We start from the raw sequence: 21,381 nt of genomic DNA, 5'->3' as shown, positions 1-21,381 counted from the left end.
ACGATCAAAAAGGCGACGCCATCATGGCCAAAGGCACATCCTCCCGTCAATTTGTTACAGTTTTTGTGTCACTAATACTTTCTTTTGGTGTCAAAGCGGCCGATTTAACTATCGGCTACCAAACCGGCATCGATCCAAGCAAGGTTCCCCAGGCCGACGGCCTCTATGAAAAGGCGATTGGCGAGAAAATTGCCTGGCGTCGATTCAACAGTGGGCCAGAAGTCGTAACGGCTATCGCCTCCGGCGACGTGCAGATCGGCAATCTCGGCTCCAGCCCTCTGGCAGCAGCGGCTTCGCGCAATCTACCGATCGTGGCGTTTATCGTATCGGCGCAGATCAATGCTTCTGAAGCATTGGTGGTGCGCAACGGCAGCGGCATCGACAAACCCGAAGACCTGATTGGCAAGACCATCGCCACACCTTTCGTTTCGACCTCTCATTACAGCCTGCTCGGCGCCTTGAAGCATTGGGGCCTGGACAGCAAAAAAGTCAAAGTGGTGAACCTGCAACCCGCCGAAATTGCTGCCGCGTGGAAACGTGGCGATATCGACGGCGCGTTCGTGTGGTCGCCCGCGCTTGGCGAAATCCGCAAGACCGGAAAAACCCTGACAGACGCGGCCCAGGTGGGTCAGTGGGGCGCGCCCACGTTCGAGGTGTGGGTGGCACGCAAGGACTTCGCGGAAAAACATCCTGACGTAGTGGCCAAGTTTGCCAAGGTCACGCTGGACGCCTTCGCTGAATACGCCGCCCATAAAGACGGCTGGACAGTGGATTCTGAACCGGTGCAAAAAATCGCCAAATTGACAGGTTCAAATGCTGCGGACATTCCCGAACTGCTGGCTGGCACCACGTTCCCGGATGCCCAGGCGCAGCAAACCGATGCGCTGCTTAAAGGGGGCACCGCGAAGGCGATTGGGGAGACGGCGAAGTTCTTGAAGGAGCAGGGGAAGGTTGAAACGGTGCTGCCGGATTATTCGGCTTATGTGACGGACAAATTTGCCCGAGACTAAACGCAATCCAATGTGGGAGCGGGCTTGCTCGCGAAGGCGGTGTGTCAGTAACACATGTATTGACTGACACGACGCCTTCGCGAGCAAGCCCGCTCCCACATTTTAGACCGCGTGTATTTTTAGGCCCGACTCACAGGGCCTTCTCGAAAATTTTCGAATTGCGCTGATAGTTGTATAGCGACGCCCGCGCCGACGGTAGGCGATCCACGCTGCTCGGCACAAAGCCGCGTTCGCGGAACCAATGGGCGGTACGCGTGGTAAGGACGAACAACGTCTTCAAACCCTGCGCCCGCGCACGGGTTTCGATGCGCTCCAGCAACTCATCCCCGCGCCCGCCATGGCGGTACTCGGGATTCACCGCCAGGCACGCCAGCTCGCCCGCATCCGAATCCGCGATCTGGTACAGCGCCGCACAGGCGATGATCATGCCTTCGCGCTCTACCACGCTGAACTGCTCGATCTCGCGCTCCAGCACTTCCCGCGAACGGCGCACCAGAATGCCCTGCTCTTCCAACGGGCTGATCAGGTCCAGCAAGCCGCCCACGTCTTCAATCGCCGCTTCGCGCACCAACTCGAATTGCTCTTGGGCCACCAGCGTACCGCCGCCGTCCCGGGTGAACAGCTCGGTGAGCAAGGCGCCATCTTCGGCGTAGCTAACGATATGACTGCGCCCTACTCCGCCACGGCAGGCCTCGGCGGCCGCATCGAGCAGTTCGGCCTGGTAGTTGCTTTTGCCAAGGCGTTGCAGGTGCGCCGGCACTTGTTGTGGACGCAACTCACGCACCAGGCGGCCGTGCTCATCGATAAGGCCCATGTCAGCGCCAAACAGCAGCAACTTGTCGGCACCCAGGTCGATGGCGGCACGGGTAGCGACGTCTTCGCAGGCCAGGTTGAAAATTTCACCGGTCGGCGAGTAGCCCAGCGGCGACAGCAGCACGATGGAGCGCTCGTCCAGCAAGCGGTTGATGCCCTTGCGGTCGACACGGCGCACTTCGCCGGTGTGGTGATAATCCACGCCCTCAAGCACACCAATCGGGCGCGCAGTCACCAGGTTGCCGCTGGCCACCCGCAGGCGCGAACCCTGCATCGGCGACGAGGCCATATCCATGGACAGGCGCGCTTCGATGGCGATACGCAGATGGCCCACCGCATCGATCACACATTCAAGGGTCGGCGCATCGGTGATGCGCAAGCCTTCGTGGTAAGCCGGGACCAGGCCACGCGCTTCAAGACGCGCTTCGATCTGCGGGCGCGAACCGTGCACCAGCACCAGCCGCACGCCCAGGCTGTGGAGCAGCACCAAGTCGTGGACGATATTGCCGAAGTTGGGATGTTCCACACCGTCGCCGGGCAGCATGACCACGAAGGTGCAGTCCCGGTGAGCGTTGATGTAAGGGGAAGCGTGACGAAGCCAATTGACGTATTCGGGCATAACACCTGGGCCTGTAATAAAAAGCAGCCGAAAAAGGATGAATCGTGAAAACGCACAGCGGGCTGATGGTTATCGTCGGAACAGGCTTGGCGACACGCTCGCTCTCCTTCTATGTACGAACAGGCAGGGGTTAATTTATGCAGGTTTCAGGCAGTAATGTTCGATCAGTTCTCGCAATAGACGCACTGTAGGCGTCAAGCGTGACATTTCGAGGTACTCGCCCGGCTGATGGGCGCAGGCAATATCGCCGGGGCCGAGCACCAGGGTTTCACAACCAAGGCGCTGAAGATAAGGCGCTTCGGTGCCGAACGCTACTGCTTCGGCACGATGACCGGTCAATCGTTCCGCAACCCTCACCAACTCGGCGTCTTCGGGCTGCTCAAACGGCGGTACTTCGGGAAACAACGGCGCGTAGTCGATCTTGACCTGATGGCGCTCGGCCAAGGGTTGCAGCTTCTGCCGAATGGCATCGCGCAGCACCTGGGGGTCCATGCCCGGCAACGGCCGCAGGTCGAACTCCAGCGAACACTGGCCGCAGATGCGGTTGGGGTTGTCGCCGCCATGAATACAACCGAAGTTCATCGTAGGCTGCGGCACGCTGAATTGCGGGTTACGGTATTCGCGCTGCCAAGCCAGGCGCAGGCCACGCAGTTCGCCGATGGCATCGTGCATGGCTTCGAGGGCGCTGTGGCCCAGGCTTGGGTCTGACGAATGGCCGCTTTGGCCAAGGATATCGATGCGCTCCATCATCACGCCTTTATGCAGGCGGATCGGCTTGAGGCCCGTCGGCTCGCCAATCACTGCCGCACGACCCAGCGGGCGCCCCGCCTCGGCCAGCGCACGGGCGCCGGACATGGAGCTTTCTTCATCGCAGGTGGCAAGGATCAGCAGCGGCTGCTTGAACGGCTGGTCCAGCAGCGGCAACACGGCTTCAATGGCCAGCGCGAAAAAGCCCTTCATGTCGCAACTACCCAATCCTACCCAGCGGCCGTCGACTTCCGTCAGCTTGAGCGGATCGGTCTTCCACAGCGCCGCATCATACGGGACGGTGTCGCTGTGACCGGCCAGCACCAAGCCGCCGGGACCGCTGCCGAAGCTGGCCAACAGGTTGAACTTGCCGGGGCTGACTTGCTGGATGTCGATGGCGAAACCCAGATCTCCCAGCCAGCCGGCGAGCAAATCGATCACCGGGCGGTTGCTCTGGTCGAGAGACGCTTGGGTGCAACTGACCGATGGCGCGGCAATCAGCGCGGCGAACTGCTCTTTCATGGACGGTAACGGCATGCGCGGTCTCTCAACTTCCCGGATGAGCCCCACTATAGAGCCATCTGCACGACACAATAAACCGTTGCGGCACGTTGCCGGGCTCAGTCCTGTACACTGCACGACCTTGGCAGCCACACTTTTCCCCGGCTGCGCTCCCGATCCTGGATTTTCCGGCCATGCAGAAAGAAACCGAAATCAAGCTCCGCGTCAGCCGCGAAACACTCGCCGCGCTGCGTGAGCACCCGTTACTGAAAAAACGCAACAAAAGTGGCTGGGAACGCCGTGAGTTGATGAACCAGTATTTCGACACCCCCGAGCGCGACCTGGCCCAGGCCAAAGTCGCCCTGCGCCTGCGCAAGGACGGTGACGACATCATCCAGACCCTCAAGACCCGCGGCCAAAGCATCGCTGGCTTGTCGGAGCGGAACGAGTACAACTGGGACTTGCCCAAAGCCAAGCTCGACGTGAAGAAACTCGACGGCGAATGCTGGCCCGAGCAACTGGCCGAGCTGGACAAAAAGACCCTCAAGCCGATCTTCACCACCGACTTCGTGCGTGAACGCGCCGAAATCGCCTGGGGTCGCGGCAAGGCCAAGGTGGTGATCGAAGCCGCCCTGGACCTGGGCCACGTGGTGGTCGGCAAGCAGAAGGAAGAAATCTGCGAGCTGGAACTGGAACTGCGCGAAGGCGAACCGGCAGCCCTGCTGGAATTGGCCACCGAACTGGCCGCCACCCTGGCGCTGATGCCGTGCGATATCAGCAAGGCCGAGCGCGGCTACCGCCTGTACGACGCGAGCAGCTATTCACTGAGCCTGCCAGCGCCGCAGATCCACGCCGAAATGCCACTGGACGATGCTTTCGCCGCGATCATGTGGCACCTGCTGGGCAGCAGCCAGCGCCTCGCCGAGCAATACCGCTTCAATGGCCACTGGCGCCTGTTGCAAGACTGGGTCGACAACCTCGGCGAACTGCGCGCCCTGGTCGGCAGCCTCGGCCAGGCCGCACCGCGTCAATCCACCAGCGAACTGCGCAGCGCACTCGATGCCCTGCTGGAAGACTGGCGTCCACTGGTGCAAGCCGGTGACGACGACGAAGACATCCGCAAAGCCGCACCGGAGCAATTCGCCGAAGAATTGGAAGATGTGCGCTGGGGCCTGTTCTCGCTGAACGCTTCACGTTGGCTGCTGGCCCGCACCTGGACCGCCGACCGCAATGTGCGTGGCAACCGCCAGGGCGCCGCGCAAATCACCAACTGGTTGCCGCGCCTGCTGGCCGACGACGCCGTCGCCCTGCAACTGCCGCGCTACCAGCAACAGCCGGAAGACCTGGCTGAGCAACTGCCGCGTATCGAGCGTATCCAGGCGTGGCTGCACCATGCGCGTCACGTGGTGGACATTCCGGAGCTGGACCGTTTGTACGGTGAGTTGAACAAGCTGGCGCAATTGGCCAACCAGCCGATCACCGATGAGTCGCTGGATGCGCGGATGCATCAGGCGATTGCGGTGTATCAGAACCGGGCCTGGAAGACGTTGCTGCGTCTGTAATATCAGGCAACTCGGTCAAATGTGGGAGCAAGCCCGCTCCCACAGTTTCAGCGCAACACTGGCAGGCTGGTGGTCGACTTGATCTCAGAAAGCGCCACAATCGAATTGACCTCCTGAATCCCCGGCACCATCGACAACTTTTCAAAGAAGAACCGCTCGTACGCCTCAATATCCGCCGTCACGATGCGCAACAGAAAATCCACTGCCCCCATCAGCACATAACACTCCAACACTTCCGGAAACCCGCGAATCGCGTCGGTGAACTCAGTGAAGTTGGAACGCCCGTGGGCGTTGAGTTTGACCTCGGCGAAAATCTGCGTGTTCAGGCCAATTTTCTTGCGGTCCAGCAGGGTGACCTGGCCTCGAATCACCCCCTCCTCCTTGAGCCGCTGAATCCGCCGCCAGCATGGCGATTGAGACAGGCCCACCTGTTCGGCGATCTGTGCACTGGACAGCGAGGCGTCTTCTTGCAAAAGGGCCAGGATGCGGCGGTCGTAGGCGTCCAACTCGCTATGCATAAAAATACCTATGAAATTGCTTAACTTGGATTAAACGATTCAATCATCTGCTATTAATGCTCATCTTAGATAAGAAATCTCCCGTGGCGAATGTAAAAATTTCTCCACCGAATCAGGAGAACGCCCATGCATGCCGTCGAAACTACTCTCTCCGTGACCCGCGTCGATGCGTGGGCCGTCAACAGCGCCCACTGCCAGGCGCATTACCAAATCGTCGCCGAGGCAGAGCCGGACGTGCTGTGTCGGGTACTCAACTATTTCGCCCTGCAATTCCTCACACCTCGGCAGGTAGCGGTGAACCGGGAAGATGACCTGATGAACATCGATATCGTGATGGACGGTCTCAGTTGGCACCGCGCCCAGGTGATCGGTGAAAAGATTAGAAACCTGATCAGCGTGTGCTCGCTGGAGATGTGGCCGGCTGATTCCGTGGGACCTGAGGAGATGTTGGCGGTTGCTCGGTAAAAGCCTGCAATACACGCTGGGAGGAGGAAATCCAAGCGCTGGCTAGCCTGGGACTACGTCCGCTCCCCCCAGGAAAACTCGATGCCCAGTGATCAACGATTGGAACTGCAGGCGTTATTACCCGCCTTGATCGAGGCCGGACTGGTACCCGCTGATGTTGCAAAACGCTTGTCGGTGCTGCCGGCGAGGGACACTGAGCATCCGCTGGAATGCATCGCCGCCCATAACGTCTGCCTCGAAACCCTGACGCAATGGCTTGCCCAGCATGCGGGGCAACCGTACCTGCGTATCGACCCATTGCAGATCGATGTGGCCACGGTGGTTCCGCTGATGTCCCATGGGTTCGCCCAACGCCATGCCATTCTTGCGGTCGCGCTGGACACCCACACCGTTACCATCGCCAGCGCCCAGCCCTACGTCAGCGCCTGGGAAGCCGGGCTGGCCCAGGTGCTCAAGCGTTCGATCAAACGCGTAGTGGCCAACCCCCAGGCTATTCGGCGCTACATCGACGAGTTTTATCGGCTGGCCAAATCGGTCAGTGGCGCCGACCAGAAGATCGCCGCGCCCGGCAATTTCGAACTGCTCAACTTAGGTACCAGCGACCAGGAGCCGGATGCCAACGACGCGCATATCGTCAATATCGTCGACTGGTTGCTGCAATACGCCTTCGGCCAACGGGCAAGCGATATCCATATAGAACCGTGTCGGGAACAAGGCCGCGTGCGCTTTCGGATTGATGGGTTGCTGCATGACGTCTATCAGTTTCCACCCCAGGTAACGATGGCAGTGGTCAGCCGCCTGAAAAGCCTCGGGCGAATGAACGTGGCCGAAAAACGCAAACCCCAGGACGGCCGGGTCAAGACCAAGAGCCCGGCAGGGGCGGAAGTGGAATTGCGCCTTTCCACTTTGCCCACCGCATTCGGCGAAAAACTGGTGATGCGGATCTTTGACCCACAGGTGCTGCTCAAGGGCTTCGACGAGTTGGGCTTGTCCGGTGAAGACCAGCAGCGTTGGCACGCCATGACGCGCCAAACCAACGGCATCATCCTCGTCACCGGCCCGACTGGTTCGGGCAAGACCAGCACCCTCTACACCACGCTCAGGCAACTGGCGACCCGGGAGGTCAACCTGTGCACGGTGGAGGACCCTATCGAGATGGTGGAGCCCGCCTTCAACCAGATGCAGGTGCAACACAATATCGACCTGAGCTTTGCCAGCGGCATCCGCGCCCTGCTGCGCCAGGACCCGGACATCATCATGATCGGCGAAATACGCGACCAGGAAACCGCCGAGATGGCAATTCAGGCCGCGCTGACGGGGCACTTGGTGCTCTCGACCCTGCACACCAACGACGCGCCCAGTGCCATCAGCCGTTTGCAGGAGCTGGGAATTGCTCATTATTAGATCAAAGCTACGCTTATAGGAGTGATGGCACAGCGCTTGGTGCGGCTCTTGTGCCCCCATTGCAAGCGCGCAACAGGCACCGCCCATGAAGCCATCGGATGCGTGGAGTGCCGTAACAGCGGTTATCAGGGGCGCGCAGGGGTCTACGAAATAATGCTCATGGACGAGACGCTCAAGGCACTGATCACCCCCGGTACGGATGTGCAGTTACTGCGTCAGGCAGCGGTTGCGCAAGGCATGTGCAGCCTGCGAATGGCCGGCGCACAAAAGGTTGACGCCGGCCTGACAACGATGACCGAGGTCTTGCGAGTAACGCCTGGGGATTCAGTAACAAATGCTTTGATTACCGGGGCGTGAAACCGTTCTTATCCGTGACGAGACCGTTACAATCGGCGACCGTCGCTTCACTGACACCATTAGATAGGGAATCGTTATGCAGATCGGAACCGTACTGCTTCTTTTCGTGGGTTTGGCCGTGGCCATCCTGTTCATGGGCTTCAAGGTGGTACCTCAGGGCTACCAGTGGACCGTCGAGCGTTTCGGCCGCTATACCAACACCCTCAAGCCCGGCCTGAACATCATCATCCCGGTCATGGACCGCATCGGTCGCAAGATCAACGTGATGGAAAGCGTGCTGGACATCCCGCCGCAGGAAGTCATCACCGCTGACAACGCCACCGTACAGATCGACGCCGTGTGCTTCTTCCAGGTGGTCAACACCGCCCAGGCCGCCTACGAGGTCAACAACCTCGAGCACGCCATCCGCAACCTCCTGCAAACCAATATCCGTACCGTGCTTGGCTCCATGGAACTGGATGCCATGCTCAGCCAACGTGACGGTATCAACGAAAAACTGCTGCGCACTGTCGATGAAGCCACCGCGCCGTGGGGCATCAAGATCACCCGTATCGAGATCAAGGACATCAGCCCGCCCGCCGACCTGATGGCCGCCATGTCCGGGCAGATGAAAGCCGAACGGATCAAGCGTGCACAAATCCTCGAAGCAGAAGGCCTGCGCGCGTCGGCGATCCTGACCGCCGAGGGTAAGAAACAGGCGCAGATCCTTGAGGCGGAAGGTAGCCGTCAGGCTGCGTTCCTGGAGTCCGAAGCACGTGAGCGTCAGGCCGAGGCCGAAGCCCGCGCCACCCAGGTGGTGTCGGAAGCCATTGCGTCGGGCAACGTGCAGGCGGTCAATTATTTCGTCGCACAAAAATACATCGACGCCCTGGGCAAGCTGGCGTCGGCCAACAACAGCAAGGTCATCCTGATGCCACTGGAAGCCAGCCAGGTGATTGGTGCCGTTGGCGGCATCGGCGAGATCGTCAAGGCCACCTTCGACAGCAAGAAAGGCTGAAGCCATGTGGGACTTCCTGCAGCACCTGTCGTTCTGGGATTGGCTGGCACTGGGCACGGTGTTGCTGATTCTTGAGGTATTCGGCGCCGGTGGTTACCTGCTGTGGATGGGCATCGCCGCAGCCGCCGTGGGCGTGATCAAGTTTCTGGTTCCGCCCCTGGGACTGGAATGGCAACTGCTGCTGTTCGCCGTGTTGTCGATATTGACCGCGGTGTACTGGTGGAAGCGCCAGCGCAGCAGTGCCAAGGCCAGTGACCAGCCGGGGCTCAACGAGCGAGGGTCGGAGTTGATCGGGCGCACCTTTGTGGTGCATCAGGCCATTATCGAAGGCCGAGGCAAAGTGAAAGTAGGTGATGGCGTCTGGATCGTCACCGGCCCCGACACTCCTGTAGGCGCTCAAGTACGGGTGATTGGTCAGAATGGCGCGGTTTTGAAGGTTGAAACTGTTTAGTCGGCGATGGAACTCGGTTGGGCTAACTACAATCATAAAGTACAGATCACCCAACCGGAGTCACCCATCATGCGTCTTAAATATGCTGTCGCAACCCTTGCTGTGCTTTCCCTTCCTGTCGGTTCAGCGATGGCCGACAGTTTCTGGCGCAACGTCATCTCGTCGGGTGCCACAACTGGCTCGACGTACCTGACCTTCAAGGATCACAAGTTGGTAGTCGCTGCACAGGACGACGCCGGCAGCTTTGTTGCCAGCGACGGTGGTATCCGTGGCCCATACCTGGAAGCCGCCATGCAGAAAGTCCGGGCCGACAACCCTGGCCTGCAAGCCACCGACATGGAACTGGCCAACGCCATCCTCGCGAAAAACGCTGTTACCGAGTGATTCCACACGCTCTAAAAAATGCCGCTTTCCCAAGCGGCATTTTTTTGTCTGCACGATGACGATTCATTCACGGGTGACAGGCTATATTCAGTCGTGCCGTGCAACCATGCCGGTACTGATTCGTCTTTTACTCATCGCCAATCTGAAACGGATGCCTTCGTCGTCATGAGCCAACAGCCCTTTCTGCCGTTCTCCAAACCCACCATCGATGAAGCCACCATCTCGGCGGTCGGCGATGTACTGCGCTCGGGCTGGATTACCAGCGGGCCAAAAGTGCAGGCATTCGAAGCTCAGCTGTCGGAATACTTTGGCGGGCGCCCGGTGCGCACGTTCAACTCGGGCACCTGCACCATGGAGATTGCCTTGCGCATCGCAGGTATCGGGCCTGGGGATGAAGTCATCACCACGCCGATCTCCTGGGTCGCAACGGCCAATGTGATCCTGGAGGTTGGCGCCACGCCGGTGTTTGCCGATATCGATCCGGTGACCCGCAATATCGACCTGGCCCAAGTGGAAGCCGCGATCACCCCACGGACCAAGGCGATCATTCCGGTGTACCTGGCCGGCCTGCCCCTGGACATGCCGATGCTTTACGCGCTGGCCAACAAGTACAACCTGCGCATCATCGAAGACGCCGCCCAGGCATTGGGATCGAGCTGGGATGGCGAGCGTATCGGCGCCACCGGCGACTTCGTGTCGTTCAGTTTCCAGGCCAACAAGAACATCACCTCTTCCGAAGGCGGTTGCCTGGTATTGAACAACGCCGAAGAAGCTCGTCTGGCCGAGAAATATCGCCTGCAAGGCGTGACCCGCACCGGTTTCGACGGCCTGGATGTGGATGTGCTGGGTGGCAAGTTCAACATGACGGACATCGCCGCCGCCATCGGCCTAGGGCAGTTTGCCCATATCGAGAAGATCACTGCCCATCGCCAGAACCTGGCGCGTCACTACTTCAAATGCTTCGGTGCCGATTTTGAAGAACACTACGGCGCACAACTGCCGCCGGCGGATTTCGAAAACAGCAACTGGCACCTCTTTCAACTGGTGCTGCCTGAGCGTCAGGACGGCTTGCCCGCCCGCGCTACTTTCATGGAGCAGATGCAGGCCCATGGCGTCGGCATTGGCTATCACTACCCGCCGATCCACCTGCTGAGCCTTTATCGGGCACAGGGGTTCAAGGAAGGCATGTTCCCTGTTGCGGAGAAGGTGGGGCGTTTGATCGTGTCGTTGCCGATGTTTACGGCGATGACTGAGGCGGATGTTGAGCGGTCGGTGGCAGCCGTCAAAGCGGTGCTGAAAACGAGCTGAATATTGAAGGCTGGTGCAGTTACATGTGGGAGAGGGCTTGCTCACGAATGCGGTGGATCAGTCAGTAAAGTCGGTGACTGACACTCCGCATTCGCGAGCAAGCCCGCTCCCACACAAGCACTCCCACAGGGGACGTGCGTTTACTCGCCGATGGCGGCTTTGTAGCCAGCAGCATCGAGCAGTTTTTCCAGGTCAGCCGGGTTGCTTGGCTTGAGCTTGAAGATCCACGCACCGTAAGGGTCGGAGTTCAACAGCTCAGGCTCGCCGCTCAGGGCATCGTTGACCGCAATCACTTCGCCAGCAATTGGCGAGTAGATATCCGAAGCAGCCTTCACCGACTCAACCACACCGGCCTGATCAGCCGCAGCAAATACGTTGCCGACTTCGGTCAGTTCAACAAACACCACATCACCCAACGCTTCCTGGGCATGGTCGGAGATACCGACGGTCACGGTGCCGTCAGCTTCCAGACGAGCCCATTCGTGACTTTCGGCAAAACGCAGGTCGGCAGGGATATCGCTCATAGTCTGTGTCCTCAAGAAGAAATGTCAGCGGCCTTTGGCCTGCCGGAAATAGGTTAGATCAAGGTTTTACCATGGCGCACGAACGTCGGTTTGACCACTCGAACCGGATACCACTTGCCGCGGATTTCCACTTCGGCCCGGTCGGCCGTCGCCGTCGGAACGCGCGCCAAGGCAATGGATTTGCTCAGCGTGGGAGAGAAACTACCACTGGTGATCTCTCCTTCGCCAACATTGGCGATACGAACCACCTGATGAGCGCGTAAAACCCCACGCTCTTCCAGCACCAACCCTACCAGTTTGAACTGCACGCCCGCCGCCAGTTCGGCTTCCAGTGCAGTGCGACCGATGAAATTGCGCCCAGCAGGTTCCCACGCGATGCTCCAGGCCATATTGGCAGCCAGAGGTGAAACCTCCTGGTGGATATCCTGGCCGTACAGGTTCATTCCGGCTTCCAGACGCAAGGTGTCGCGGGCGCCGAGACCGATGGGCGAAATACCCGCGCCCACCAGATCGTTGAAAAAGCCTGGCGCCTGATCGGCCGGAAGGACAATTTCCAGGCCGTCTTCACCGGTATAGCCGGTGCGGGCGATAAACCAGTCACCGTCTGCCTGGCCCTCGAAAGGCTTGAGCTGGTGAATCAGGGTGCTGCGCGATTGGGTGACCAACTCGGCGATCTTCTGCCGGGCATGGGGCCCCTGAATGGCCAGCATCGCCAACTCGGGTCGCTCGTGCAGTTGCACCTGGTAGTTACCCAGCTGCGCCTGCATCCAGGCCATGTCCTGGTCGCGGGTGGCGGCATTGACCACCAACCGGTAACCGGCGTCGGTGCGGTAGACGATCATGTCATCCACGACGCCGCCCTTTTCGTTGAGCATGGCGCTGTACAACGCACGGCCGCAGCTGTGCAGGCGATCCACATCATTGGCCAGCAAGTGCTGGAGCCATTCCTTGGCCTGGTGGCCTGTGATATCGATCACGGTCATATGGGATACATCGAACACCCCGCAGTCGCGTCGCACCTGATGGTGTTCTTCAACTTGAGAGCCGTAATGCAGGGGCATATCCCAACCGCCAAAATCGACCATTTTCGCGCCGAGGGCGAGATGCAGGTCATACAGAGGCGTACGCTGTCCCATGGGTTTCTCCTTCCGGGCTTGGCGAAGGTGCGCAGCGTTGCTGTTTGCGCTGGACGCCTTGATTTACAAGGCTTGCAGCCACATGCAGCAACCCGATCCGAAAGACGGAGCGCACCGAATGCCGCGCATTGTAGCCGCAAGCCGTAGGACTGGCACCTAACCGATTTGCCGTGCGGAGCGTCGAATCAGCCCGATCACTGGCAGCAGGCCTACCAACACCAGGGTCAACGCCGGCAATGAGGCCCGCGCCCACTCGCCTTCACTGGTCATTTCAAAGATGCGAACCGCCAGGGTGTCCCAGCCGAACGGGCGCATCAGCAGGGTTGCGGGCATTTCCTTGAGCACATCGACAAAGACTAGCAGCGCTGCGCTCAGCGTCCCCGGCAGCAACAACGGCAGATACACTTTGCAAAACAGTCGCGGTCCGCTCACACCAAGACTGCGCGCGGCCTCCGGCAACGATGGGCGGATTCGCGCCAGGCTGTTTTCCAGCGGTCCATAGGCCACCGCCAGGAAGCGCACCAGATACGCCAGCACCAGCGCTGACAGACTGCCCAGCAGCAACGGCTTGCCCGCCCCGCCGAGCCAACCTGACAGCGGCACTACCAGCTCTCGATCCAGGTAGCTGAATGCCAACATGATCGACACAGCCAGCACTGAGCCCGGCAAAGCGTAACCAACATTGGCCAGGCTAATGCCAGAGCGGATTGCCCGTGTGGGTGCCAGGCGGTTGGCAAACGCCAGCACCAGCGCCACGCTGACGGTGATAAGGGCTGCAATACCGCCCAGGTAGAGGGTGTGGAGGATCAGGCCCGAATAGCGCTCATCCAGATCGAAGCGACCACGTTGCCAGAACCAGGCGACCAGTTGCAGCATCGGGATGACAAAGGCACAGGCGAATACCAAACCGCACCAAGTGCTGGCCGCTACCGCCTTGAAACCGCGCAGGTGATACAGCGCCTTGCCCCGTGGCCGTTCATTGCTCGGGCGGCTGGCGCCACGGGCGCGGCGCTCGCCATACAGCACCAGCATCACCACCAGCAGCAACAGGCTGGCGAGTTGGGCCGCGCTGGACAGACTGAAAAAGCCGTACCAGGTCTTGTAGATGGCGGTGGTGAAGGTGTCGAAATTGAACACCGAGACCGCGCCGAAATCCGCCAGGGTTTCCATCAACGCCAGCGCCACGCCCGCCCCAATCGCCGGCCGCGCCATCGGCAGGGCTACGCGCCAGAACGCCTGCCACGGCGATTGCCCGAGCACCCGTGCAGCTTCCATCAAGCCTTTGCCCTGCGCCAGGAACGCGGTACGCGCCAGCAGGTAGACGTAGGGATAAAACACCAGCACCAAGACGATGATCACACCGCTGGTAGAGCGCACACGTGGCAAACGCAGGCTTGTGCCAAACCATTCACGCAGCAGGGTTTGCACCGGGCCCGCAAAGTCCAACAGGCCGACAAATACAAAGGCCAGTACATAAGCGGGGATCGCAAAAGGCAGCATCAGCGCCCAATCGAGCCAGCGCCGCCCGGGGAATTCGCAGAGGCTGGTAAGCCAGGCCAGGCTCACGCCGAGCAAGGTCACGCCGACGCCCACGCCCAGCACCAGGGTCAGGGTGTTGCCCAGCAAGCGTGGCATCTGGGTTTCCCAGAGATGGGACCAGATTTGCGCATCGATGCTTTGCCAGGACAGCAGCAGCACGCTCAGCGGCAGTAGCACCAGGGCGGCGACGGTGAACACCGGCAGGTACCAGCGGCGTTGAGCGGGGTGGGCCAAAGTCAGTTCTCAGTGAAAGGGTATCTTGAAGTCACCACTAACCAATGTGGGAGCGGGCTTGCTCGCGAAGGCGGTGTATCAGTCACCTATTTATCGACTGATACACCGCCTTCGCGAGCAAGCCCGCTCCCACATTTAGATCTGCGGCGCCCTGTAGATTGTACTTAGTTCCAGCCGGCGCGATCCATCAAGCGGATCGCCTCGGCCTGGCGCTTACCCGCCACTTCCACCGGCAGGGTGTCTGCCACGAACTTGCCCCACGTCGCCACTTCGGCTGACGGCGGTACGGCAGGGTTGGCCGGGAACTCTTGGTTCACATCGGCAAAGATCTTCTGCGCCTCAGGCGTGGTCATCCACTCCACCAATGCCTTGGCCGCTTCCGGGTGCGGCGCATTCTTCGTCAGGCCGATGCCCGACAGGTTCACATGCACGCCACGGTCGCCCTGGTTCGGCCAGAACAGCTTCACTGCCAGGTTTGGGTTCTGCTTGTGCAAGCGGCCGTAGTAGTAGGTATTGACGATGCCCACGTCGCACTGCCCGGCATTGATCGCTTCCAGCACTGCGATGTCATCCGAGAACACATCGGTAGACAGGTTGTTGACCCATCCCTTGACGATTTCTTCGGTCTTGGCCGCGCCATGGGTTTCGATCAGGGTGGCGGTCAGCGACTGGTTGTAGACCTTCTTCGCGGTACGCAGGCACAGGCGGCCTTCCCACTGTTTGTCGGCCAGCGCTTCGTAGGTGGTGAGGTCACCCGGTTTTACGCGATCGGTGGAATAGGCGATGGTCCGTGCACGCAGGCTCAAGCCGGTCCAGGCGTGGCTCGAGGAGCGATATTGCAGGGGAATATTCTTGTCGATCACCGGGGAGGTGAACGGTTGCAGGATGCCCATTTGCTCGGCCTGCCACAGGTTGCCAGCATCGACGGTGAGCAACAGGTCAGCGGTGGCGTTTTCGCCCTCGGCCTTGATGCGCTGCATCAGCGGGGCTTCCTTGTCGGTGATGAACTTGATCTGGACGCCGGTCTTCTGGGTGTAGGCGTCGAATACCGGCTTGATCAGTTCGTCGATGCGCGATGAGTAGACCACGACTTCGTCGGCCGCCTGCGCGGTGGTGCTGCCGATAAGGGTGAGTGCCAGGGCAGTCAGGAGGCGCTTGGGTGCCAACATGGGTGCGGTCTCTCATTTGCAAAAAGAGAGCAAATGATAAGGACTCACATTTGGTAACGCTCGGTGGAGGCGTTACCAGATGTTGCATGGGCTGTTTTTGCGGTGGGACTGACGGCCCCATCGCGGGCAAGCCCGGCTCCCACAGGTGAACGCTTTTCAAACTTAGGGTTTTGCCAGGTCAGGGAGATCGCCAGACAGGCCGAGGGCTTGTCGCACGAACACCGCCTTGGCTTCGGGCATCTGATCAACCAGCTTCAAGCCGGCGTTGCGCAACCAGCGCAGCGGCAATTGGTCGGCCTGGAACAACCGCTCAAACCCTTCCATCGCCGCCATCAACGCCAGGTTGTGGGGCATGCGCCGACGCTCGTAGCGGCTCAGTACTTTCACATCCGCCAGGCGCTCGCCGCGTTCGGCTGCCGACAACAGCACCTCTGCCAAGGTCGCCGCATCCAGGAAGCCCAGGTTCACACCCTGCCCGGCCAAAGGATGAATCACGTGGGCGGCGTCGCCGATCAACGCCAGGCCTTCGGCCACGTAGCGCTTGGCGTGACGTTGACGCAATGGCACGCAAACACGTGGATCGGCGCTGATCACCGTCCCCAGTCGCCCTTCAAAGGCGCGTTCCAGTTCACGGCAGAAGCGTTCATCATCCAGCGCCATCAAGCGCTCCGACTCAGCCGGCGTGGTCGACCAGACGATCGAACACCAATCCTCCTGCCCATCGCGCACCAGCGGCAAAAACGCCAGCGGGCCGGTGTCGGTAAACCTCTGCCACGCCGTGCGCTGGTGCGGCTGGCTGCTGCGTACGCTAGTAACGATGGCGTTATGCAGGTAATCCCATTCGCGGGTTGCGGTGCCGGTCAGGCGGCGCACGGCGGAGTTGGCGCCGTCGGCCGCCACCACCAGCGGTGCACGCAGCTTGCGGCCATCGGCCAGGGTCAGCAGCCAGTCGTCGCCGGAGCGGCGCATCTGCTCCAGGCGTGCGTTGGCCAGCAGGCCCAGGTCGCAGTCGTGCAGGCGATCAAGCAAGGCGTCTTGAACCACGCGGTTCTCGACGATATGCCCCAACACTTCGGCGTGCACACTGGCGGCTGAAAAGTGGATCTGCCCGGTGCCACTGCCGTCCCACACCTGCATTTCGCCGTACGGGCTGGCGCGCCGTTCGACGATGCCGTCCCACACGCCAAGACGCTCCAGGATGCGCTGGCTGGCGGCCGACAAGGCGCTTACGCGGGGTTCGAACGCTGCGTCACGGTCGAACGGCTTGACGCTCAGCGGGCTGCCGTCGAGCAGCAGCACCTGCAGGCCACTGCCCTGCAACGCCAGCGCCAAGGCGCTTCCGACCATTCCGGCCCCGACAATCAGCACATCTGCGCGCATGTCCATGCTTTAAGCCTGTCTCGCTGGCGGCTTGCGCCGCACGTAAAGGGTTTTGTCGACACGCGCCACCAGGGTGCCGGAGCCGTCATGAATCTGTACCTTGAGGTGGGGCAGGTACTTGTCACCACCTTCGGTCTGTCTGCGAATCTCGTCCAGCAAGGCATCGTCGATAGAAAATTCGGCGTACACCGGGCCTCTGCCCGGCGAAATGAAATCAATGCTCGCGGCCTTGTCCCAGACGATGTAGTCGCGCCCCAGGTTCTCCATCAACAGCAGCATGTAGAACGGGTCGACCATCGAATACAGGCTGCCGCCAAACTGCGTGCCGACGTAATTGCGGTTGTACCAGCCCAGGCCCATGCGCACTTTCACATGGCGAAAATCCGCACTGAGTTCCTGTACCCGCACGCCCGCGCCGAGGTACGGCGGGTACAAGGTCAGGAACCAACGCAACAACCGCGCCTTGCCCAAGCGCTGGGTCAGCCAGTTACGCATCGGGGCGCGTGCCCAGGCCCATGGCCTGACGGGCGAACCAACGCTTGGCCGGCGGCAACAAGTCCAGCCCCAGCAGGCCCATGTTGCGGCCTAGCGCGACCAACGGTTGGGCGCTGCCAAACAGCCGTGTGACCTGGTCGGAAAAGCCTACGGTCAGTTTTTGGTCGAGGCGCTGGCGCTCGCGATAGCTTTGCAGCGTTGCCAAGTCGCCGGGCACCGCAGGCCCGGCCAGCAGGGCCTCGGCCAAGGCATTCGCATCGCGCAGGGACAGGTTGAAACCCTGTCCGGCAATCGGGTGCAGGCTGTGGGCGGCGTTGCCGAGGATCGCCAGGTGCGAGCGTACTTGTTCTTCGGCTTCCACCAGGGTCAGCGGATACAGGTGACGTGCACCCACTTGTTTCAGCGTGCCCAGGCGGTAGCCGAACACGCCCTGCAATTCGCTGAGAAAGGCGCGCTCGTCAAGGTTGGCCAGGCGCTGGGCGTCCATGCCGATACGTGTCCACACCAGTGCACAACGGTTATCCGGCAGCGGCAGCAACGCCATCGGGCCGTCGTCGGTAAAGCGCTCGAAGGCTTCGCCGTTGTGGGCTTCGCTCGGGGTGATGTTGGCGATCAGCGCGCTCTGGTTGTACGGGCGGGTTTTCACGCCAATACCCAGTTGCTCGCGCAGGCCGGAGCGGCCGCCGTCAGCCAGAACTGCAAGGTCGCACTCCAGCACGGTTTCATCGTTGAGGGTCAGGCGATAGCCATCGGGCAGCGGTTCCATGCGCGTGACCTCGGCCGGGCAGCGCCAGCTGACCACGTCCTTGTCCAGGCCCTGCCACAGGCATTGGCCGAGCCAGGCGTTTTCCACCACATAACCCAAGGCCGGCACGCCCTCTTCCATGGCAGACAACCGTGCGGTGGAGAAACGCCCACGGTCCGACACGTGAATCTGCTTGATCGGCTCGGCGCGGTGGGAGATGGCCTGCCACAGGCCCAGGCGCTGATAAATCTGCTTGGCGCCGTAGGACAGCGCGGATGAGCGCGCATCGTAGCTCGGTTGGTAGCTGTCACCCGGGGCGAACGGCTCGATCAGCACGATCTTCCAGCCCCGGGCCTTGGCCCCGGCCTGCAACGCCAGCGCCAGGCTGGCGCCTACCAGGCCACCACCGATAATGGCCAGATTGACGCGGCTCATCGAGCAGCCGCCATCAGCGCTTCGATCTCGGCAACCGCCTTGGGTACACCGCCGGTCAGGATTTCACAGCCTTGCTTGGTCACTACCACGTCGTCCTCGATGCGTACGCCAATGCCACGCCATTTCTTTGCCACGTTCTGGTTGTCCGGTGCGATGTAGATGCCCGGCTCCACGGTCAACGCCATGCCAACTTCCAGCACCCGCCATTCACCGCCCACCTTGTACTCGCCCACGTCATGCACATCCATGCCCAGCCAGTGGCCGGCGCGGTGCATGTAGAAGGCTTTGTAGGCTTCGTTGGCGATCAACTCGTCGACGTCGCCCTGCAACAAACCCAGCTTGACCAGCCCGGCGGTGATGACTTGCACCGTCGCTTCGTGAGCCTGGTTCCAATGCTTGTCCGGGGCGATCTCGGCAAAGGCGGCTTCCTGGGAAGCCAGCACAATTTCATAGATCGCCTTCTGCTCCGGCGAAAACCTGCCGTTGACCGGCCAGGTGCGGGTGATATCGCTGGCATAGCAGTCGATCTCGCAACCGGCGTCGATCAGCACCAGGTCACCGTCCTTGAGCACCGCGTCATTCTGCTGGTAATGCAGGATGCAGCTGTTGCGTCCGGCGGCGACGATGGAGCCGTAGGCCGGCATTTTCGCGCCGCCCTTGCGGAATTCGTAGTCCAGCTCGGCTTCGAGGCTGAACTCATGCAACCCCGCACGACTGGCCTGCATCGCCCGTACATGGGCGGCACAGGAGATTCGCGCAGCCTCGCGCATCACCTTCACTTCTGCCGCCGATTTATACAGGCGCATGTCGTGCAGCAGATGATCCAGGGCAACGAATTCGTTCGGTGGCTGGGCGCCAAGGTGCGCCTTAGAGCGGATCACGTTGATCCACTCCATCAGGTGACGGTCAAATTCGGCATTGCTGCCCATGGCCGAATACACCCGGTCGCGGCCTTCGATGAGGCCGGGCAGGATGTCGTCGATATCGGTGATGGGAAATGCGTCGTCGGCGCCAAAGTCGCGGATCGCGCCTTCGGTACCGGCGCGCAAGCCGTCCCACAGTTCGCGTTCGGCATTGCGCTCGCGGCAGAACAGCACGTACTCGCCGTGCAGGCGGCCGGGCATCAGCACGATCACCGCTTCCGGTTCCGGGAAGCCGCTCAGGTACTGGAAGTCGCTGTCCTGGCGGTACACGTGCTCGACATCACGGTTGCGGATCGCCACGGCGGCGGCCGGCAGGATCGCGATGCTGTTGGGTTCCATCTGCGCCATGAGCGCCTTGCGACGCCGGGTGTATTCCGCTCTGGGGATATGAATCATGGGCAGATGGGCTTCCTTACTTAGTGCAGCGACGGCTTTGGCGCAGCAGGTTCAGCGGACTTGCGCGTCTCGGTGAACAGTAGCAGCGGCGCAACGCGCAGGTATTCCATGACTTCCATGTAGTCGCCTTCACCGTCTTCGGACTCTTCCAGGGCGTCTTGCACCTGGGAGATGGCTGCCAGGTCCTGCAGCACTTCCTTGGCGTCGGTGCTCAGTTCCAGGCCGCCGGCGTTGACGCCGAAACCGTGGAGGAAACCCTGGCACCACTGGCCCAGGGCGGCGGCACGCTCGGTGAGCGGCGCGTCATCGGTCGGCAGCAGCAGGACTACGGTGACGTCATCACCGGTCAGCTCGCCCTTGACCATTTCCTGCAGGCCGATCAGCGCGTTGCGCACGTTGTCTTCGGGTTCTTTTTCCAGCAGCTCGGCCACATCGGCCAGCCAGTTGTCGGCATCAAAGCCAACGCCGGTGCAGCTGCGGCCCAGCAACACGCCGTGCAGTTCGGCAGGCGAGCATGGGTGGCCGCTGGTGCTCAGCAGTTTGGAAAAAGCGTCGTACGGGGAGTTCTGAATGGGCATGGTGAGCTAGGCGCCAGACGGCGCAATGTCTAGAATGGAGCGCTGTATCCTAGCACCGGCAGACGTACCAAGACTATCAAGGGCGTCAGATCGTTTATCCTGAAGTTGCCATTCATCAGACAAATCCAGTGGAACCCAATGGAAGACACCGACCTGCAAGCGCTGATGGCCAGACTCGAATTGCTAATTACTCGGGTCGAGCAACTTAAGAGTCAAAACGGACTCCTATTAGCTCAGGAAAAGACCTGGCGCGAGGAACGCGCTCACCTCATTGAAAAAAACGAAATCGCCCGGCGTAAGGTCGAATCGATGATTTCGCGCCTGAAGGCCCTGGAGCAAGACTCATGAGTTCAAGCAATAGCGTCACCGTGCAGATCCTCGACAAAGAGTATTCGATCATCTGTCCCCAGGAAGAGCGCAACAACCTAGTGAGCGCCGCCCGTTACCTGGATGGCAAGATGCGTGAAATCCGCAGCAGCGGCAAAGTGATCGGCGCCGACCGTATCGCCGTGATGGCCGCGCTGAATATCACCCACGATTTGCTGCATAAGCAGGAACGCCCTGACGTACAGGCCAGCGGCTCGACGCGCGAGCAGGTGCGCGACCTGTTGGAACGTGTGGACTTGGTGCTTTCCAGCGATTCAGACGCACCCAAGGGCTGATTGCCGCGACTGTTTAAGGTATACTCGCC

Annotated in this window: 21 protein-coding genes and 1 pseudogene; 10 read left to right on the top strand and 12 right to left on the bottom strand. The window is 60.8% G+C overall.

The features are described 5' to 3' along the window. Positions 1 to 23: 23 nt before the first annotated feature. A complete protein-coding gene (gene tauA, locus HF257_RS17825) occupies positions 24 to 1,010 on the top strand; it encodes a taurine ABC transporter substrate-binding protein (RefSeq protein WP_185709777.1) in 987 nt (328 codons plus the stop codon). 130 nt (positions 1,011 to 1,140) lie between these two features. On the opposite strand, the gene argA is transcribed toward tauA, so the two are convergent. Both argA and argE read right to left on the bottom strand, forming a co-directional pair. Next, positions 1,141 to 2,442, bottom strand: a complete 1,302-nt coding sequence (gene argA / locus HF257_RS17820) for an amino-acid N-acetyltransferase (RefSeq protein WP_185709778.1) — start codon at positions 2,440 to 2,442, stop codon at positions 1,141 to 1,143. A 135-nt stretch (positions 2,443 to 2,577) separates the two neighbouring features. Next, the gene (argE, locus tag HF257_RS17815) at positions 2,578 to 3,726 is read right to left on the bottom strand and encodes an acetylornithine deacetylase (protein WP_185709779.1); all 1,149 of its coding nucleotides are present in this window, start codon (positions 3,724 to 3,726) and stop codon (positions 2,578 to 2,580) included. 158 nt (positions 3,727 to 3,884) lie between these two features. On the opposite strand from argE, the gene HF257_RS17810 reads away from it, so the two are divergent. Beyond that, positions 3,885 to 5,252: a CYTH domain-containing protein gene (locus HF257_RS17810; RefSeq protein WP_185709780.1), complete on the top strand. Its 1,368-nt coding sequence runs from the start codon at positions 3,885 to 3,887 to the stop codon at positions 5,250 to 5,252. A gap of 47 nt (positions 5,253 to 5,299) precedes the next feature. Here the strand turns inward: HF257_RS17810 and HF257_RS17805 are convergent, their stop codons facing one another. Next, complete coding sequence (locus tag HF257_RS17805) at positions 5,300 to 5,770, bottom strand: Lrp/AsnC family transcriptional regulator (RefSeq protein ID WP_185709781.1); 471 nt, start codon at positions 5,768 to 5,770, stop codon at positions 5,300 to 5,302. Positions 5,771 to 5,896: 126 nt separating this feature from the next. Between HF257_RS17805 and HF257_RS17800 the strand changes: the two genes are divergently transcribed. The 6 genes and pseudogenes from HF257_RS17800 (at position 5,897) to HF257_RS17775 (ending at position 11,136) form a co-directional block, all read left to right on the top strand. Then, positions 5,897 to 6,235: a hypothetical protein gene (locus HF257_RS17800; protein ID WP_185709782.1), complete on the top strand. Its 339-nt coding sequence runs from the start codon at positions 5,897 to 5,899 to the stop codon at positions 6,233 to 6,235. A gap of 81 nt (positions 6,236 to 6,316) precedes the next feature. Next, positions 6,317 to 7,996 (top strand): annotated as a pseudogene (locus HF257_RS17795) (GspE/PulE family protein). Positions 7,997 to 8,072: 76 nt separating this feature from the next. Further along, on the top strand, positions 8,073 to 8,993 hold the full coding sequence (locus tag HF257_RS17790) for an SPFH domain-containing protein (RefSeq protein WP_105521176.1): 921 nt from the start codon (positions 8,073 to 8,075) through the stop codon (positions 8,991 to 8,993). Between the two features lie 4 nt (positions 8,994 to 8,997). Then, on the top strand, positions 8,998 to 9,444 hold the full coding sequence (locus tag HF257_RS17785; RefSeq protein ID WP_185709784.1) for an NfeD family protein: 447 nt from the start codon (positions 8,998 to 9,000) through the stop codon (positions 9,442 to 9,444). 69 nt (positions 9,445 to 9,513) lie between these two features. After that, positions 9,514 to 9,828, top strand: a complete 315-nt coding sequence (locus tag HF257_RS17780; RefSeq protein WP_003176799.1) for a DUF2388 domain-containing protein — start codon at positions 9,514 to 9,516, stop codon at positions 9,826 to 9,828. Positions 9,829 to 9,993: 165 nt separating this feature from the next. Beyond that, a complete protein-coding gene (locus HF257_RS17775; protein WP_185709785.1) occupies positions 9,994 to 11,136 on the top strand; it encodes a DegT/DnrJ/EryC1/StrS family aminotransferase in 1,143 nt (380 codons plus the stop codon). A gap of 140 nt (positions 11,137 to 11,276) precedes the next feature. Here HF257_RS17775 and gcvH read toward each other — a convergent pair whose 3' ends face one another. From gcvH to HF257_RS17730, 9 genes are all read right to left on the bottom strand, one after another. Beyond that, the gene (gene gcvH, locus HF257_RS17770; RefSeq protein WP_185709786.1) at positions 11,277 to 11,660 is read right to left on the bottom strand and encodes a glycine cleavage system protein GcvH; all 384 of its coding nucleotides are present in this window, start codon (positions 11,658 to 11,660) and stop codon (positions 11,277 to 11,279) included. Between the two features lie 53 nt (positions 11,661 to 11,713). After that, positions 11,714 to 12,796: a glycine cleavage system aminomethyltransferase GcvT gene (gcvT, locus tag HF257_RS17765; RefSeq protein ID WP_185709787.1), complete on the bottom strand. Its 1,083-nt coding sequence runs from the start codon at positions 12,794 to 12,796 to the stop codon at positions 11,714 to 11,716. A gap of 156 nt (positions 12,797 to 12,952) precedes the next feature. Continuing rightward, complete coding sequence (locus HF257_RS17760; RefSeq protein WP_185709788.1) at positions 12,953 to 14,569, bottom strand: ABC transporter permease; 1,617 nt, start codon at positions 14,567 to 14,569, stop codon at positions 12,953 to 12,955. 164 nt (positions 14,570 to 14,733) lie between these two features. Beyond that, entirely contained in the window at positions 14,734 to 15,738 is a 1,005-nt protein-coding gene (locus tag HF257_RS17755; RefSeq protein WP_185709789.1) for an extracellular solute-binding protein, read from the bottom strand. Between the two features lie 162 nt (positions 15,739 to 15,900). Next, on the bottom strand, positions 15,901 to 17,118 hold the full coding sequence (locus tag HF257_RS17750) for a 2-octaprenyl-3-methyl-6-methoxy-1,4-benzoquinol hydroxylase (RefSeq protein WP_185709830.1): 1,218 nt from the start codon (positions 17,116 to 17,118) through the stop codon (positions 15,901 to 15,903). Between the two features lie 9 nt (positions 17,119 to 17,127). Next, the gene (locus tag HF257_RS17745; RefSeq protein ID WP_185709790.1) at positions 17,128 to 17,613 is read right to left on the bottom strand and encodes a DUF4442 domain-containing protein; all 486 of its coding nucleotides are present in this window, start codon (positions 17,611 to 17,613) and stop codon (positions 17,128 to 17,130) included. Beyond that, a complete protein-coding gene (gene ubiH / locus HF257_RS17740; protein WP_185709791.1) occupies positions 17,606 to 18,793 on the bottom strand; it encodes a 2-octaprenyl-6-methoxyphenyl hydroxylase in 1,188 nt (395 codons plus the stop codon). The genes HF257_RS17745 and ubiH overlap by 8 nt, the downstream gene beginning before the upstream one ends. After that, entirely contained in the window at positions 18,790 to 20,112 is a 1,323-nt protein-coding gene (pepP, locus tag HF257_RS17735; protein ID WP_185709792.1) for a Xaa-Pro aminopeptidase, read from the bottom strand. The genes ubiH and pepP overlap by 4 nt, the downstream gene beginning before the upstream one ends. Before the next feature lie 20 nt (positions 20,113 to 20,132). Then, complete coding sequence (locus HF257_RS17730; RefSeq protein ID WP_105521187.1) at positions 20,133 to 20,690, bottom strand: YecA/YgfB family protein; 558 nt, start codon at positions 20,688 to 20,690, stop codon at positions 20,133 to 20,135. Positions 20,691 to 20,828: 138 nt separating this feature from the next. Here HF257_RS17730 and HF257_RS17725 point away from each other — a divergent pair, with 138 nt between their 5' ends. Both HF257_RS17725 and HF257_RS17720 read left to right on the top strand, forming a co-directional pair. After that, the gene (locus HF257_RS17725; protein ID WP_007982902.1) at positions 20,829 to 21,038 is read left to right on the top strand and encodes a TIGR02449 family protein; all 210 of its coding nucleotides are present in this window, start codon (positions 20,829 to 20,831) and stop codon (positions 21,036 to 21,038) included. Next, a complete protein-coding gene (locus HF257_RS17720; RefSeq protein WP_003176812.1) occupies positions 21,035 to 21,352 on the top strand; it encodes a cell division protein ZapA in 318 nt (105 codons plus the stop codon). Before HF257_RS17725 ends, HF257_RS17720 begins: the two co-directional genes overlap by 4 nt. Positions 21,353 to 21,381: the final 29 nt, after the last annotated feature.

This window comes from Pseudomonas cremoris, from assembly GCF_014230465.1.
This window is presented reverse-complemented; position numbering and strand designations above follow the sequence as displayed.

Excerpts from the sequence above, each read along its gene's own strand:
- HF257_RS17780 (WP_003176799.1), top strand. The coding sequence starts at position 9,514 with ATGCGTCTTAAATATGCTGTCGCAACCCTTGCTGTGCTTTCCCTTCCT.
- ubiH (WP_185709791.1), bottom strand. The coding sequence starts at position 18,793 with ATGAGCCGCGTCAATCTGGCCATTATCGGTGGTGGCCTGGTAGGCGCC.
- HF257_RS17745 (WP_185709790.1), bottom strand. The coding sequence starts at position 17,613 with ATGCGTAACTGGCTGACCCAGCGCTTGGGCAAGGCGCGGTTGTTGCGT.
- tauA (WP_185709777.1), top strand. The coding sequence starts at position 24 with ATGGCCAAAGGCACATCCTCCCGTCAATTTGTTACAGTTTTTGTGTCA.
- gcvT (WP_185709787.1), bottom strand. The coding sequence starts at position 12,796 with ATGGGACAGCGTACGCCTCTGTATGACCTGCATCTCGCCCTCGGCGCG.
- HF257_RS17810 (WP_185709780.1), top strand. The coding sequence starts at position 3,885 with ATGCAGAAAGAAACCGAAATCAAGCTCCGCGTCAGCCGCGAAACACTC.
- gcvH (WP_185709786.1), bottom strand. The coding sequence starts at position 11,660 with ATGAGCGATATCCCTGCCGACCTGCGTTTTGCCGAAAGTCACGAATGG.
- pepP (WP_185709792.1), bottom strand. The coding sequence starts at position 20,112 with ATGATTCATATCCCCAGAGCGGAATACACCCGGCGTCGCAAGGCGCTC.
- HF257_RS17720 (WP_003176812.1), top strand. The coding sequence starts at position 21,035 with ATGAGTTCAAGCAATAGCGTCACCGTGCAGATCCTCGACAAAGAGTAT.
- HF257_RS17775 (WP_185709785.1), top strand. The coding sequence starts at position 9,994 with ATGAGCCAACAGCCCTTTCTGCCGTTCTCCAAACCCACCATCGATGAA.
- HF257_RS17725 (WP_007982902.1), top strand. The coding sequence starts at position 20,829 with ATGGAAGACACCGACCTGCAAGCGCTGATGGCCAGACTCGAATTGCTA.
- HF257_RS17750 (WP_185709830.1), bottom strand. The coding sequence starts at position 17,118 with ATGCGCGCAGATGTGCTGATTGTCGGGGCCGGAATGGTCGGAAGCGCC.
- HF257_RS17785 (WP_185709784.1), top strand. The coding sequence starts at position 8,998 with ATGTGGGACTTCCTGCAGCACCTGTCGTTCTGGGATTGGCTGGCACTG.
- HF257_RS17790 (WP_105521176.1), top strand. The coding sequence starts at position 8,073 with ATGCAGATCGGAACCGTACTGCTTCTTTTCGTGGGTTTGGCCGTGGCC.
- HF257_RS17755 (WP_185709789.1), bottom strand. The coding sequence starts at position 15,738 with ATGTTGGCACCCAAGCGCCTCCTGACTGCCCTGGCACTCACCCTTATC.
- HF257_RS17800 (WP_185709782.1), top strand. The coding sequence starts at position 5,897 with ATGCATGCCGTCGAAACTACTCTCTCCGTGACCCGCGTCGATGCGTGG.
- HF257_RS17730 (WP_105521187.1), bottom strand. The coding sequence starts at position 20,690 with ATGCCCATTCAGAACTCCCCGTACGACGCTTTTTCCAAACTGCTGAGC.
- argE (WP_185709779.1), bottom strand. The coding sequence starts at position 3,726 with ATGCCGTTACCGTCCATGAAAGAGCAGTTCGCCGCGCTGATTGCCGCG.
- argA (WP_185709778.1), bottom strand. The coding sequence starts at position 2,442 with ATGCCCGAATACGTCAATTGGCTTCGTCACGCTTCCCCTTACATCAAC.
- HF257_RS17805 (WP_185709781.1), bottom strand. The coding sequence starts at position 5,770 with ATGCATAGCGAGTTGGACGCCTACGACCGCCGCATCCTGGCCCTTTTG.